The sequence below is a fragment of the Halomonas sp. CSM-2 genome, assembly GCF_002119345.1.
GTDB lineage: Bacteria > Pseudomonadota > Gammaproteobacteria > Pseudomonadales > Halomonadaceae > Vreelandella > Vreelandella janggokensis.
This window is the reverse complement of record NZ_NBYR01000013.1, coordinates 120,768-134,474: the sequence shown is the minus strand read 5'-3', so window position 1 is coordinate 134,474 and position 13,707 is coordinate 120,768. Positions and strand designations below refer to the sequence as shown.

General features: G+C 56.2%; 15 protein-coding genes. 4 read left to right on the top strand and 11 right to left on the bottom strand.

All coding sequences use genetic code 11. The features are described from left to right. Window positions 1-296: 296 nt before the first annotated feature. A complete protein-coding gene (gene lexA, locus B7L15_RS12835) occupies window positions 297-962 on the top strand; it encodes a transcriptional repressor LexA (protein ID WP_085919351.1) in 666 nt (221 codons plus the stop codon). On the opposite strand, the gene purU is transcribed toward lexA, so the two are convergent. Next, entirely contained in the window at window positions 959-1,813 is an 855-nt protein-coding gene (gene purU / locus B7L15_RS12830; protein WP_085919350.1) for a formyltetrahydrofolate deformylase, read from the bottom strand. The genes lexA and purU overlap by 4 nt on opposite strands. Before the next feature lie 261 nt (window positions 1,814-2,074). Between purU and B7L15_RS12825 the strand changes: the two genes are divergently transcribed. Then, entirely contained in the window at window positions 2,075-3,670 is a 1,596-nt protein-coding gene (locus B7L15_RS12825; protein WP_085919349.1) for a ribonuclease J, read from the top strand. A 27-nt stretch (window positions 3,671-3,697) separates the two neighbouring features. Here B7L15_RS12825 and moaE read toward each other — a convergent pair whose 3' ends face one another. From moaE to B7L15_RS12775, 10 genes are all read right to left on the bottom strand, one after another. Beyond that, complete coding sequence (gene moaE, locus B7L15_RS12820) at window positions 3,698-4,150, bottom strand: molybdopterin synthase catalytic subunit MoaE (RefSeq protein ID WP_085919348.1); 453 nt, start codon at window positions 4,148-4,150, stop codon at window positions 3,698-3,700. A 2-nt stretch (window positions 4,151-4,152) separates the two neighbouring features. Next, window positions 4,153-4,959, bottom strand: coding sequence for a cyclic pyranopterin monophosphate synthase MoaC (gene moaC, locus B7L15_RS12815; RefSeq protein ID WP_085919347.1), 807 nt, complete (start codon window positions 4,957-4,959; stop codon window positions 4,153-4,155). 4 nt (window positions 4,960-4,963) lie between these two features. Then, complete coding sequence (gene mobB, locus B7L15_RS12810; RefSeq protein ID WP_085919346.1) at window positions 4,964-5,527, bottom strand: molybdopterin-guanine dinucleotide biosynthesis protein B; 564 nt, start codon at window positions 5,525-5,527, stop codon at window positions 4,964-4,966. A 27-nt stretch (window positions 5,528-5,554) separates the two neighbouring features. Next, on the bottom strand, window positions 5,555-6,802 hold the full coding sequence (locus B7L15_RS12805) for a uracil-xanthine permease family protein (RefSeq protein WP_085919345.1): 1,248 nt from the start codon (window positions 6,800-6,802) through the stop codon (window positions 5,555-5,557). 89 nt (window positions 6,803-6,891) lie between these two features. Continuing rightward, window positions 6,892-7,521 carry a uracil phosphoribosyltransferase gene (upp, locus tag B7L15_RS12800; RefSeq protein WP_085919344.1) on the bottom strand — a complete coding sequence of 210 codons (630 nt, stop codon included), beginning with the start codon at window positions 7,519-7,521 and terminating at the stop codon, window positions 6,892-6,894. 91 nt (window positions 7,522-7,612) lie between these two features. Next, window positions 7,613-8,296: a uracil-DNA glycosylase gene (gene ung, locus B7L15_RS12795; RefSeq protein ID WP_176243687.1), complete on the bottom strand. Its 684-nt coding sequence runs from the start codon at window positions 8,294-8,296 to the stop codon at window positions 7,613-7,615. Between the two features lie 2 nt (window positions 8,297-8,298). Continuing rightward, window positions 8,299-8,778 (bottom strand): xanthine phosphoribosyltransferase, encoded by a 480-nt coding sequence (gene gpt / locus B7L15_RS12790; protein WP_085919342.1) that lies wholly within the window; start codon window positions 8,776-8,778, stop codon window positions 8,299-8,301. Window positions 8,779-8,785: 7 nt separating this feature from the next. Beyond that, window positions 8,786-9,331 (bottom strand): adenine phosphoribosyltransferase, encoded by a 546-nt coding sequence (locus B7L15_RS12785; protein ID WP_066315382.1) that lies wholly within the window; start codon window positions 9,329-9,331, stop codon window positions 8,786-8,788. Window positions 9,332-9,361: 30 nt separating this feature from the next. Continuing rightward, window positions 9,362-10,660, bottom strand: coding sequence for an NCS2 family permease (locus B7L15_RS12780; protein ID WP_085919341.1), 1,299 nt, complete (start codon window positions 10,658-10,660; stop codon window positions 9,362-9,364). A 230-nt stretch (window positions 10,661-10,890) separates the two neighbouring features. After that, on the bottom strand, window positions 10,891-11,520 hold the full coding sequence (locus tag B7L15_RS12775) for a riboflavin synthase subunit alpha (RefSeq protein ID WP_085919340.1): 630 nt from the start codon (window positions 11,518-11,520) through the stop codon (window positions 10,891-10,893). A 435-nt stretch (window positions 11,521-11,955) separates the two neighbouring features. On the opposite strand from B7L15_RS12775, the gene B7L15_RS12770 reads away from it, so the two are divergent. Both B7L15_RS12770 and B7L15_RS12765 read left to right on the top strand, forming a co-directional pair. Then, complete coding sequence (locus B7L15_RS12770; RefSeq protein ID WP_085919339.1) at window positions 11,956-12,999, top strand: methionine ABC transporter ATP-binding protein; 1,044 nt, start codon at window positions 11,956-11,958, stop codon at window positions 12,997-12,999. After that, entirely contained in the window at window positions 12,980-13,633 is a 654-nt protein-coding gene (locus B7L15_RS12765; RefSeq protein WP_085919338.1) for a methionine ABC transporter permease, read from the top strand. The genes B7L15_RS12770 and B7L15_RS12765 overlap by 20 nt, the downstream gene beginning before the upstream one ends. Window positions 13,634-13,707 lie beyond the last annotated feature (74 nt).

The window sequence follows — 13,707 nt, the reverse complement described above, 5'->3', positions numbered from 1 at the left end:
CTCCATAAGACGGGCCAAAAAGCGGGCCATAAAAAACGGATGTTTTAAACAAACCAGGATACTACGTTATCGTTTGTTACCTCTCAACGTATACCTGAACACCCAACCCTTATCCAACGCCGCTTTGCATCTTCATATACATCAATTTGTTAGCTGCCTTACCCCCATTATATACTGGACAGGAGAACATGCTGTATACTTAACCACATACTGTTAACTACATACTGACTGTTGACTACATACTGATAGGTAAACAGGAACGCAGTCTTGCTCACTTATTCAATCTGGAGGCTGGTATGTCGCGGCCATTAACTGTTCGTCAACAAAACGTGTTCGACTTTATTGTCAAGACCATGGCTGAGCTCGGCTATCCGCCCACCCGGGCTGAAATAGCCAAGGCACTGGGGTTCCGTTCGCCCAATGCGGCAGAAGAACACTTACGCGCACTTGAGCGTAAAGGCGTCATTCGCATCATTCGCAATACGTCGCGCGGCATACGCCTGCCCAACCAGGAGCACCAGGAAACGCCAGACGTGCTGCCAGCCTCAGGCGCAGACCCTGCCAACGGCCTGCCCATCATTGGCGAAGTCGCGGCGGGTAGCCCTATCCTGGCCGCTGAGCATATTGATCGCTACTGCCCCCTGCCCGCCGACTACTTCACGCCCAGAGCAGATTATCTGTTGCGCGTTCGCGGGCTGTCGATGCAGAACGTCGGCATCCTCGAAGGCGACCTTCTCGCCGTCCACCGCACCCAGCGCGTTCGGGATGGCCAGATTGTCGTCGCCCGGCTGGAAGACGAAGTCACCGTCAAGCGTTTCAAACGCGACGGGAATCACGTCACCCTGATCGCTGAAAACCCCGACTTCGACCCTATCCATATCGACCTACGCACCCAACCACTTGATATCGAAGGGGTTGGGGTCGGCGTTATTCGCGGTGGCAATGGCCAGGCGCTCGGCTAGCTGAACACGATGGTCTTGTTGCCATGCACCAGCACGCGGTCTTCCAGATGCCAGCGAAGACCGCGCGCGAGGACGGCTTTTTCAACATCGCGGCCAAAACGTACCAGATCGGTCGGCGTATGACAGTGGCTGACCCGGTGAATGTCCTGCTCGATGATGGGCCCTGCATCCAACTCCTGAGTCACGTAATGGCAGGTAGCCCCTATCAACTTGACGCCACGCTGGTAGGCTTGGTGATAGGGTTTGGCGCCAGCAAAAGACGGCAGAAAACTGTGGTGGATATTAATGACCTGCCCCGCATATCGTTCACACAACGCTGGCGGTAATATCTGCATGTAGCGAGCCAGCACGATACTGTCGGCCCGGGCATCATCAATATGCGCCTGCACCTGCTCAAAGGCCGCTGTCTTGTCTGCCGGATCCACCGGCACATGGTGATATGGTATTCCGTACCATTCCGTTAACGAACGCATGTCGTCATGGTTGGAAATCACACCCACGATATCGCAGTCCAGCTCACCCACCTGCCAGCGGTAAAGCAAATCGACAAGGCAATGGGATTCTCGCGAAACCATCAGGACAACCCGCTGCCGTTTCCGGGTATCGACCAGCGCCCAGTCCATGTCAAACCGCTCCGCCACCGGCTCGAAGGCTGAACGTAATGCCTCTGCCGACATACCCAGCGAATCCGCCAATATTTCGTAGCGCATGAAAAAACGCCCGGTTTCCAGATCGGAATGCTGGCTGGCCTCGGTAATCGACCCTCCCTGGTCCGCGATAAAACTCGATACCTTCGCGACGATCCCCACCTGGTCCGGGCAGGACACCACCAAACGATAAAAATGCGACATAGTCATTACTCTTCACGGTTTGCCGGGCGACGATGATCGGGCCGTCCGCTGGCATTAAACAAACGTCTAGTGTACCGAATGAAGCGCTCGCAATCACCGCCCTTAATGGCAGTGATTGTTAGCCGCCCGCCCCATCCCGTATAGTTAACCAATTACTTTCTAGGCTTTATTAATCTGATGCATCCACCGCGCGTTCATATTCGTCCCCGTCGTCGCCCTCCCTTACGCCTCTTGCCGTTAGGCGGCTGCGGGGAAATTGGCATGAACCTGACGCTGTATGGGTACGAAGATCACTGGATCGTCGTGGATTGCGGCATGATGATTCGCCAGGATCTACCCAATGCGCCACTCCAGGTGCCCAACCTGGAAACCCCCAAAGCCCTGGGCATTGCCCCGCAAGCGCTCTACATCACCCACGGCCATGAAGACCACATTGGGGCGGTCGCCTGGCTCTGGCCCCACTGGCAATGCCCCATTTATGCAACGCCGCTGGCGGCAGGCTTGTTGCGCCTGAAGTTTGCCGAACATCAGCTCTCAAGCGCCGCCATTCATGTGGTCGAGCCAGGTGAGGCATTGGAAAGCGGGCCTTTCACCCTGCGCTTCCTGGCGGTTCCACACTCGATACCCGAGAGCTGCTCGCTGATGGTCATGGCAGGTCGCTATCGTGTATTGCACAGTGGCGATTGGAAGCTCGACCCTGATCCAATTATCGGCGCGCCGATCGATCAGACGCAATTCAAGGCCTTAGCGCCGGTTGATTTGGTAGTGGGGGATTCCACGAATGCCCCTCTACCCGGCCACTCAGGCAGCGAAGGCGATGTCGCCAAAGCGCTGGTCGAGACGCTCGCCAACTGCGAAGGCCGGATCATTGTCTCCTGCTTTGCCAGTAATCTCGCCCGGGTGTTGGCGATTGGCCGTGCCGCCTACCAGTGCGGGCGGCGCGTCAGCCTGATGGGGCGCTCGATGGAGCGCATGGTGGGTGTCGCACGCGGCCTCGGCTATCTGGACGATTTTCCTGCCATCGTGCCCGCCCATGACCTGGGTTATTTGCCGCCCGATGAAGTCGTGGTCATTGCCACCGGTAGCCAAGGTGAGCCACGCGCCGCCCTGCAGCGACTTGCCCAGGGGCGTCATCCTCACGTGGATTTACAGCCTGGTGACAACGTGATTTTTTCCGCCAAGGCCATTCCGGGTAACGAGAGACCCATCGGGCAGTTGAAAAAGCGCCTGCAGCAGTTGGGCGTCGAGCTATTCGATGAGTTCAGTCATCCGCAACTTCACGCGACCGGACATCCGGCACAGGACGAAATCACCCGCTTTTATCAATGGCTGACGCCAAGCCACCTGTTGCCGGTTCATGGTGAAAGCCTTCATCAACAGGCCCACCAGCAGCTGGCCGCGTCCCTGGGTATTCAAGCCCCCTTGGCGCCGGTCAATGGCGACTTGATCCGCTTCGATCAGCAGGGACTGCATCACGAGCAGCACTACCCGCAACCGCCATGCATCGTCAGCCAGAACAGCGTAGTACCCCACCCTGGACTGGAGAGCGAAAACAGCACCCTCCCACGACGCGGCAGCCTCTATCTTGCGTTACCGGTGACCGCCACTCAAACCGGGTGGGCGCGCGTCGGGCGCCTGATGCTGGACAATACAAGTGCCAATTCATTCGACGAGGACAGTTTCAGCGAATGGCTGGATGATCAGCTTGCCGAACTCCACGCCGACACGTTGGCGGATCTGCGCCTGGGCCTTCAGCCCCGCTTGATTGCCTGGCTGGCAGAACGGCTGCAGCATTTACCTGAAGTACACCTGCAGATTATGGCCAGCGAGCTGCCAGCGACAGTGGCGGACGATTAGCCGACCCCAAAGCTGGCTCCCCGGAGACTACCAGCGGGCAGCATCCTCGATATCCGAGTGGCGTTCCTTGACCCAGTAGTCCCCGTGGCGACCATGTTCTTTCTTCCAGAACGGTGCCTGAGTCTTTAGCCAGTCCATGATGAAATCGCAGGCTTCGAAGGCTTCGCGACGATGGGCACTCGCTACCAGCACTCTGACGATCGCATCGCCGGGGCGCATGTGGCCGACACGGTGAATAATCGTAACGGCGCTTAGTGCCCAGCGTTCTCCCGCCTCTTCCGCAATACGCTGTAAGGTTGACTCGGTCATGCCTGGATAATGCTCCAGGGTCAATCCCGTGACATCGGGTGTTTCGTTAAAATCACGCACCAGGCCGGTAAAGCTGACGACGCCGCCAATATCCGTGCGGCCCCCAATGCTGGCTTCATAGCCATACGCCATGTCAAAAGGCGCCTCTTGAACGCGGATGGTAATGTCCATTTTCAGCCCCCGGTGACCGGCGGAAAGAAAGCAACCTCGTCATCGTCGGTAATTCGCGCATCATCATTGGCCATGACCTGATTGATGGCACATAGCGTGCGCTGGTCCTGCAACAGCTGAAAACGTTCATCCTGAGTCGCCAGCGCTACTTTGAGGCCCGCTATATCGCGGCTTTCGAGTTGATCGAAAGTCACTACCCGCTCATTTTCACCCAACTGCTCGCGTAGTTCGGCAAGAAACTTGACCAGCACGCAGGGCGAATGACAGCGCCCGCCCAGGCTCACTTCGCCGGCTGTTCCCTGACCCGTTACAATCGGCGTCGCCGTTTCAGGCGCTTCTTCGCGCTGATAATCTCCCCGCTGACCACCGCTTTTGCTATCCAGTTGCACCGCGTCGATGCGCATGGTTTTGTCGACCGCCTTGCACATATCGTAAAGCGTTAAACAGGCCACGGAGACGGCCGTCAACGCTTCCATCTCGACACCTGTGCGGCCATTCAACCGGCAGTTCGCGGTCACATGAACACAGCTTTCATCGGGGTCGACATCAAACTCTATGGCCACTTTGGAAAGTGCCAGCGAGTGGCACAGCGGGATCAATTCATGGGTGCGCTTTGCTGCCTGGATTCCCGCAATACGGGCGGTGGCCAACACATCACCCTTGGGTAAAGCACCCTCGCTGAGCTGTTTCAGGGTAGCGGGTTGCATCACAATACGACCGGAAGCCACCGCTTCCCGGCGCGTTTCCTGTTTGTCTGCAACATCCACCATGCGGGCTTCGCCGCGGCTATTGAGATGCGTTAACTGCATGGGGTCACCTATCAGTGCGTGAAACATCATTGAGCCGTTGGCCCGCCATCCAATCGATTATCCAGCGTGCAATCCCGTCGCTATCATCGAGTGCCAGTTGCGTCGTCGTGGCCGACAGAGAGATGGGAGAAGCCCCCTGAAGGGCGACGGCTTCGACACCCTGACTCTGCAGGATTTGCGCATCACCTATCCCCTCACGATAAAGCACCAGCTTGGGCAGTGGCCAAGCTTTAAAGCCTTCTACCAGCACCAGGTCAGGTTGATGCACGGCCACCATTGCCAACAACTGATTTAAATCCGGCTCTTCGCCGTCTGGCGTTTCCTGCATCAGTGCCAGGCGTTGGCTCGAGGCAATCAGCATGGGCGTAGCGCCTGCACTACGTAGCTTATAGCTATCTTTTCCCGGCTGATCGACATCAAACCGATGATGAGCGTGCTTGATCACCGCTACCTGGATACCCTCTGCCCGCAGCCGCGGTAACAACTGCTCAAGCAGCGTCGTCTTCCCAGTCCCACTCCAGGCAGCAATTCCCAGCACGGGAAAGGGTAGCGATGAATCTAACGGCATAAACGCTCGGCTCCCAATGAAGAAAGGTTAATGGGCATGATCAGGTTCATCTTGTGGCTCGTCAGGCAGCAACCAGTTCAACACAATCCCAACCAACGCCGCCAGGCTAACGCCTTGCAGCGTAAACTGACCACCGCCAACCTGCATGCCACCAATGCCAAAGACAAGAATCAATGACACAACGACCAGATTACGCGGCGCGGTCAATGAATGTCCTGCCCTGACCAGCGTATTCATACCCACCACCGCAATAGAGCCAAACAGCAGGGTCATGATTCCCCCCATGACAGGGCCTGGGATGGTTTGCAGCAGCGCACCCAGCTTGGCAATAAACGCCAGCGATATGGCCAGCACTGCGGCCACCACCATATAGCGCGGGTTGAAAGCCCGGGTCAGAGTGACGGCCCCGGTCACCTCTGAATAGGTGGTATTAGGCGGGCCGCCGAATAAAGCGGCCGCTGTCGTCGCCAGGCCATCCCCCAGCAAGGTTCGGTGCAGCCCCGGCTTTTCAAGGTAATTACGCCGGGTCACCGATCCGATGGCCACCATGTCACCAATATGCTCCACCGCCGGCGCGATGGCGACAGGAATCATAAACAGAATCGCCGCCCAGTGAAAACTCGGCGCGGTAAACGCCGGAATGGACAGCCAGCCAGCGTCCTGGACAGGCGTGAAGTCGACCAGCCCCATCAGCAACGCCAGGCAATAACCCACAACAATACCGCCCATGATCGGAATCAAGCGCAGCAGCCCGCGACCAAATACAGCCAGGATCAGGGTCACCAGCAAGCTCGCCATGGACAGGAACAGCGCCGCGCCATAACCGATGTTATCGCTGGTTTCACCGGTCGCCATCTCTACCGCCACCGGGGCCAGGGCCAGCCCGATTACCATGATAACCGGCCCCACCACCACCGGTGGCAACAGGCGATGAAGCCAGCCGGTGCCTTTGACGCGTACCGCCATGGAAATCGCGACGTACACCAAACCGGCCACCATCAGTCCGCCCAGCGTGGCCGACACGCCAAAGTTGGCGATCGACCCCTGGATCGGCGCAATAAAAGCAAATGATGAGGCCAGAAAGACGGGGACCGTCAGGCGGGTTACGGTATGAAACAGCAGCGTGCCTATCCCAGCGGTAAATAACGCAACGCTTGGATCAAGCCCGGTCAATAGCGGCACCAGGACCAAAGCACCAAACGCCACAAACAGCATTTGTGCTCCGGTTAGCAACACGCGAGGCCAGGATTCAGGCTGGCTAGGCGTATCATTCATTATGCAAACTCCTCACAGGTCTTTGGGGTAATGATGGGCAAAAAAATGCCCCTAACGTAAAACGCCAGGGGCTGCTGAATCATCAATGCTTATCGGGTGCCGAAAATCTTGTCACCCGCATCGCCCAGACCAGGAACGATATAGCCGTTATCGTCCAACCGATCATCCACCGACGCCGTATAAATCTCGATATCCGGATAGGCTTCCTGGACTCGCTTGATCCCTTCGGGTGCTGCCACCAATACGATCACCTTCATATGCTCGCAGCCACGTTCACGAAGCATGTCCAATGTCGCGACCATTGAGCCGCCGGTGGCCAGCATCGGGTCAATGACGATGGCCATACGCTCTTCGATATCGTTGGCGAATTTGGCAAAGTAAGGGACCGGCTGCAGCGTCTCTTCATCACGGTACAACCCGACAACGCTGACGCGTGCGCTGGGGATCAGGTCAGTAACGCCCTCGAGCATGCCAAGCCCGGCACGCAGAATCGGCACCACCGTTACTTTCTTGCCTTTCAGGCGACGTGTCCCGATCGGCTCCCCATTCCATCCTTCAATCGTATGATCTTCGAGTTCAAGTCCCTTTGTTGCTTCATACGTCAACAGCTTGGCCACTTCCCCCGCCAACTCGCGAAAGCTCTTGGTACTTAAATCCATTTCGCGCATCAGTCCCAACTTATGCTGAACAAGCGGATGGTTAATGGCATGGACACTCATGGGACTTCCTCACAGCAGGTGGTTATGGGCAACGCGGGTGATCACAAACATGCAAAATCGGGCGGTATTCTACCCCTAAGCCGTCACCAGGTTAAGGGGTGGCGGGTAATTGCCATTCAACAGGTTCGCGCCCCTGCTCAACAAGGAATTGATTCGCCCGGGAAAAATGGCGGGTGCCAAAAAAGCCTCGGTGGGCAGACAGCGGCGAGGGGTGCGGCGCTTCCAGGACTAAGTGACGCTGGGTATCTATCAGGGCTTTTTTCTGCCGGGCGTGGCTACCCCAGAGCAGAAAGACGCTGGGCAGCGCATGCGCGCTTACCGTCTTGATCGCGCTATCCGTGAAAGACTCCCAACCTTTACCCCGGTGCGAGGCAGCGTTGCCCTTCTCGACCGTCAGCGAGGTATTGAGCAGCAAGACGCCTTGCTTCGCCCAGGCTTCCAGATGCCCGTGCTTGACGGGTTCAGCGCCTACATCGCTAGCCAGCTCCTTGTAGATATTGACCAGCGACGGCGGAACCGGGACCCCTGCCTGAACGGAAAAACATAGCCCGTGCGCTTGATTGGGTCCGTGATAAGGGTCCTGCCCCAGGATCACCACCTTGACGTCATTGAGCGGCGTCAGCTCGAAGGCGCGAAACCACTGCGACGAGTGGGGATAAATGATCTTCTTGGCCGCTTTTTCCTCGGCCAGAAAACGTTTCAGTGACTGCATGTAGTCGGCCTGAAACTCATCGCCAAGCCACTGATTCCAGTCTTCAGGAAGCGGGGTCGACATGATTATTTCTTCACTTGGTCCACCAGAGGTTCAACGTAGGCAACGCCCATATCCCAGGGAAACTGGATCCAGCAGTGCTGAGCCACTTCGGTTAGGTACTGGTCAACCAGCGGGCGCCCTTCCGGCTTGGCGTAGATAGTGACAAAATGCGCCTTGGGCAACATCTCGCTTACCGCCCGCGCCGTCTTGCCGGTATCCACCAGGTCATCGACCAACAGCCAACCCTCGCCGTCATGATCAACGCCTTTCAGGATATCCAGCCCGCCCTGGTCCATGTGGTCATAGCTTTTGATGCACACGGTATCGATCAACCGAACGTTAAGTTCGCGCGCGATCAAGGCGGCAGGAATGAGTCCTCCCCGGGTAATCGCAACAATCCCTTTAAAATCACGCTCGACCAACTGATGGCACAACTGGCGAACATCACGGTGGAGCTGATCCCAGGAGACGGTAAAGTGCTGATGATAGCGTTCACTGCTCATAGGGTCGTTACTCGTCTTCTGTAAAAGAACAAACCGCGAAGACGCTATAGCCCGCATCGCGAATTTTTTGCGAACCACCCAGTTCGGGTAGATCAATAATGGTCGCTGTTTCGACCACATGCCCGCCGCTGCGCTGTATAAGATTGGCCGCCGCCAACATGGTCCCGCCGGTGGCAATCAGGTCATCCATCAGCAAAATGCGGTCACCTTTTTGAAACGCATCCGAATGAAGCTCGACCTCCGAATGACCGTACTCGAGCGTGTAGGTTTCGCTGATGGTCTTGAACGGAAGCTTGCCTTTTTTGCGGACCGGGACAAAGCTGCAGCCCAACTCATAGGCTAGAGGTGCCCCGATGATAAACCCCCGCGCATCAATCGACGCGATGGCATCTAGGTTCATTTCCTGGTAGCGGTGTACAAAGCTGTCGATCAGCTTGCGAAATGCCGCGCTGTTTTGCAGCAGCGGGGTAATGTCACGAAAGTTGACCCCCTGCTCAGGCCAGTCAGGCACTGTGCGAATCACGGACTTGATGTAATCGCCGTAGATGCTCATCGCGTCTCTCATTGGATTAATAAAACCACGTTAGTCTAGAAACAGAAATTTCACCGCAAACAGCAGCGCCAGAATAATCACTGCTGGATTGAGGTCTTTGAAACGGCCCGACAGGGTTTTGATCGCTGCATAGCTGATAAACCCGAGAGCGATGCCCTCGGCAATCGAAAAGGTCAGCGGCATTGCCAGAGCGGCAATCAATACCGGCGCGGCGTCAGTGGGATCTTCCCAGTTGGCATGGGCCAGGCTGCCAGCCATCAGCACAGCCACGTAGAGCAGCGCGCCGGCGGTGGCGAAAGCAGGAATGGAGCCTGCCAACGGCGCAAAGAACAGGCTGACCAGGAAGAGTACGGCCACGACGACCGCCGTCAAACCAGTCCGTCCACCCGAGGCAATGCCTGCCGTCGACTCAATATAGCTGGTCGTGGTGGAGGTACCCAGGGCAGCGCCGGCCATTGATGCCGTACTGTCGGCCATCATGGCACGACCAAGACGCGGCAGTTTGCCGTCTTTGTCCAGCAGCTTGCCGCGATGCGCAACCCCCACCAGCGTACCTGATGTATCGAACAGGTCGACAAACAGGAAAGCAAAGATAACGCTGAGCATGGCGACATCCAACGCCCCCATCAGATCCATTGCCATGAAGGTCGGTGCAATAGAGGGCGGCATGGACATGAGACCGCCATATTCATTGTGACCAAGCAGCGTCGACGCAATGGTAATGCCAAGAATACCGATCATGACGGCACCGGTGATCCTTAAATAGGACATCGCGGTTATCACGAAAAAGCCCAGGAGCGCATACAGGGCAGCAGGCTCGGAGAGATCTCCCAGCGCAACAAAGGTAGCGTCATTGGCGACCACGATACCGGCATTTTTGAGCGCGATCATGGCCAGGAACAGGCCAATACCCGCGGCAATGCCCAGTCGCAGTGAAAGCGGAATAGAGTTGATAATCCATTCACGGATCTTGAAAACACTCAGCAGGAAAAAACACAACCCGGAGAAGAAGACAGCGCCTAACGCTGCTTCCCAGGTATACCCCATCCCGAGCACGACACCGTAAGTGAAGAAGGCGTTGAGCCCCATACCGGGGGCCTGAGCGATGGGATAGTTCGCCCACAACCCCATGATCAGACAGCCGATGGCGGCAGCAACGCAGGTAGCAACAAACACCGCACCATAGTCCATCCCGGCCTCGGAAAGGATACTGGGATTGACAAAAATGATGTAGGCCATTGTCAGGAAAGTGGTTATCCCGGCGATGACTTCTGTTTTAACGTTGGTTTTGTGCTCAGTGAGCCCGAACTGCTTATCCAGAAACTTCATAGGTATTTTTATCCTTCGCGTAAACGCTGAATGCACCCTGGCAGCGCGAAAAGCCGCACATATTACCGAAAGGTCACGCCTGATGCGAACACCTTGTGCAGCTGTCGAACGCGGGCTGATGCCCGCCTGTTACTTCCCATCGCTTAATATAATCAAACTTCACATAAGCAAACTTCAGGCCACTTTCTAACCAATCGGTCAGAAACGCACCCCCTGGGCAATACCGACCATCAGCGCATTTGGCTGGCCAGAACGCGCTCAACCGTTTCAACAATCACCTGGGTCTGGGGATCGATTTCAATGTTGACCTGGTCACCTGGCATCCGCTCACCCAGGATGGTGCGGTCCAGCGTCTCAGGGATCAGATTAACGCTGAACTCGACCCCTTCGCCCTCGGCCGAAGGTCGCACATCGCCAATCGTCAGACTGATACCATCGACACCAATATAGCCTTTCTCAAATACAAACCGCCCCACTGAAGCCGGTAACGCAAACCACAGCCGACGGTTATTGGGCGCCTCATCAATGGCGATCACCTCCGCCATGCAAATCACATGGCCCGACATCGAATGCCCGCCAATTTCATCGCCAAAGCGTGCCGCTCGCTCGATATTGACGCACTGCCCGACCTCGACTGCACCAAGATTGGTCAGCCGGAGCGTTTCACGCATCAAATCGAAGCTCACCCGATCACCTGAAATGTCCGTGACCGTCAAACACACACCGTTGTGCGCCACCGAAGCGCCGGTCGCCAATCCCTCGCGCAATGCATCGGGCATTTGCACAACATGCGTACGAAACTTATCAAGCTCATGCACTTCTACGACTTCTACCTTGCCTTGCACGATGCCAGTAAACATAGCGCCCTCGCTCTAATTTGATCCGTGCGCAAGCTTACTACTGCACAAACCTATTTGTGCACCCCAAAGGCATGCGCGATCAATCAACGTAACTCAGTATTCATGCCTGCAGAAAACCCAGGCCTCCAGAAAAGAGAAATTAACACTTTTAAAGAAACAAAAATCAGTTAAAAAAATTATTAAATTGAACAGCAATATAAGATGTTATTCTTTTGGTTTGACATCGCCTGGCTAGCTCTCTAGACTCCCGCCGCAAATGTAAAGGCGCCGATTTGTACCCAGATTGCGGGCGTCCGCCGAGTGAATGCTTGGTGAAGTGCAGCTAAAAGGGTGTGTCCAGCGTTGATGGCCACCCGAAAGGGTGGCCTTTTTTTGTTCCCTCCCCTACGCTTGCGCGCTCACCTTCGTCTTCGGCCTATAGAAAAGGCAGACGCCATGATCGAACTGAATAATGTCAGCAAAACCTACGGTACCGGCCGCGACGCCGTTCACGCCCTCAAGGGCGTGAATCTGGCGATCCCCAAAGGGGCCATTCACGGTGTTATCGGCCTGTCCGGCGCGGGCAAGTCGACGCTCATTCGCTGCGTCAACCTGCTTGAGCGACCCACCCAGGGCACGGTGACCGTCGATGGACAAGAGATCACACGATTGAGCAACACGGCGCTGAACCAAGCACGCCACCGCATCGGCATGATCTTCCAGCACTTTAATCTGCTCACCACACGCAACGTGTTTGACAACGTAGCACTGCCACTGGAGTTGATGGGCCAACCCAGGCGAGATATTCGTGATCGCGTGAGCCCACTGCTTGAAATGGTCGGCCTGTCCGACAAGGCGGATCAATTTCCGGCGCAGCTATCCGGCGGGCAGAAACAGCGCGTTGCGATTGCCCGGGCGCTGGCCAGCAACCCTCGCGTCCTGCTCTGCGATGAGGCCACCTCCGCACTGGACCCCCAGACAACCAGCTCAATCCTGGAACTGCTGCGCGATATCAACCATAAGCTCGGCATCACCATTTTATTGATTACCCATGAAATGGAAGTGGTTAAATCGATCTGCCATCGTGTCGGCCTGATATCCAATGGCGAGCTGGTTGAGGACGCCGTAGTAGGCGATTTCTTTACCGCACCTCGAACCCAATTGGGGCGCGATTTTCTCAACGATTTTCTGCAACTGTCTCCTCCCAAGGAGCTGCTCGAACGCCTCAGCGACAACCCCGACACCAACGCACACCCGGTCGTGCGGCTTACTTTCTCGGGGGATGCGGTCTCCACACCGCTTATTTCCCGCCTGGCACGGGATTGCGGCGTCGATGTGAGCATTCTGCAGGCCAAGGTGGAATCGATTCAGGAAAGAACACTTGGCTTGATGATTGCCGAACTGCTGGGCACGTCTGAGCAGACGCAAGCCGCTATGGACTACTTGGCAGACCATCAATTACAGGTAGAGGTATTAGGCTATGTCCAGCGCAATGATTGAGCTTATTATTCAGGCAACGCTCGATACCCTCTACATGGTCGGCATATCGGGATTGATCTCGACATTACTCGGGCTACCGTTGGGCGTGATGCTCTATGCAACGCGACCCAGGCAGATTCTGGCAAAGCCATTACTGAACCACGCCCTGGGCATTGTAACCAACGTTGGCCGCTCCATTCCGTTTATTATCTTGATGGTGGCGATTATTCCGTTTACGCGGATGCTGGTGGGCACGTCCATCGGCATCAATGCGGCTTCAGTGCCGCTGACCATTGCCGCGATTCCCTTCGTCGCCCGGCTGATCGAAGGCGCCCTCAATGAAATCTCACCGGGTTTAATTGAGGCTGCCCAGGCCATGGGCGCTACACCATGGCAAATCATCACCAAGGTGCTAATCCCCGAAGCGCGTGGCGGTATTATCACCGGCCTTACCATTACGCTGGTAACGCTGGTCAGCTACTCCGCCATGGCAGGCGCTGTCGGCGGCGGCGGACTCGGTGATCTGGGTATCCGCTATGGCTACAACCGATTCAACCCAACCATCATGCTGATCACCGTAGTGGTACTCGTTGTCATGGTACAGGGCTTCCAGAGCCTGGGGGATTACCTGGTGCGCAAAACCGACCGCAAATAACCGCATTGCTTTCCAGTGGACATATAACGAAAAAGCATTAAAATTACCCTCATTATCACCATTCACCAAAATTG

Coding starts and splice junctions, on each gene's coding strand:
- B7L15_RS12785 (WP_066315382.1), bottom strand. CDS start 9,331: ATGAGCATCTACGGCGATTACATCAAGTCCGTGATTCGCACAGTGCCT.
- B7L15_RS12765 (WP_085919338.1), top strand. CDS start 12,980: ATGTCCAGCGCAATGATTGAGCTTATTATTCAGGCAACGCTCGATACC.
- B7L15_RS12780 (WP_085919341.1), bottom strand. CDS start 10,660: ATGAAGTTTCTGGATAAGCAGTTCGGGCTCACTGAGCACAAAACCAAC.
- moaC (WP_085919347.1), bottom strand. CDS start 4,959: ATGCAGTTAACGCATCTCAATAGCCGCGGCGAAGCCCGCATGGTGGAT.
- B7L15_RS12825 (WP_085919349.1), top strand. CDS start 2,075: ATGAACCTGACGCTGTATGGGTACGAAGATCACTGGATCGTCGTGGAT.
- ung (WP_176243687.1), bottom strand. CDS start 8,296: ATGTCGACCCCGCTTCCTGAAGACTGGAATCAGTGGCTTGGCGATGAG.
- upp (WP_085919344.1), bottom strand. CDS start 7,521: ATGAGTGTCCATGCCATTAACCATCCGCTTGTTCAGCATAAGTTGGGA.
- moaE (WP_085919348.1), bottom strand. CDS start 4,150: ATGGACATTACCATCCGCGTTCAAGAGGCGCCTTTTGACATGGCGTAT.
- gpt (WP_085919342.1), bottom strand. CDS start 8,778: ATGAGCAGTGAACGCTATCATCAGCACTTTACCGTCTCCTGGGATCAG.
- B7L15_RS12770 (WP_085919339.1), top strand. CDS start 11,956: ATGATCGAACTGAATAATGTCAGCAAAACCTACGGTACCGGCCGCGAC.
- lexA (WP_085919351.1), top strand. CDS start 297: ATGTCGCGGCCATTAACTGTTCGTCAACAAAACGTGTTCGACTTTATT.
- purU (WP_085919350.1), bottom strand. CDS start 1,813: ATGTCGCATTTTTATCGTTTGGTGGTGTCCTGCCCGGACCAGGTGGGG.
- B7L15_RS12775 (WP_085919340.1), bottom strand. CDS start 11,520: ATGTTTACTGGCATCGTGCAAGGCAAGGTAGAAGTCGTAGAAGTGCAT.
- B7L15_RS12805 (WP_085919345.1), bottom strand. CDS start 6,802: ATGAATGATACGCCTAGCCAGCCTGAATCCTGGCCTCGCGTGTTGCTA.
- mobB (WP_085919346.1), bottom strand. CDS start 5,527: ATGCCGTTAGATTCATCGCTACCCTTTCCCGTGCTGGGAATTGCTGCC.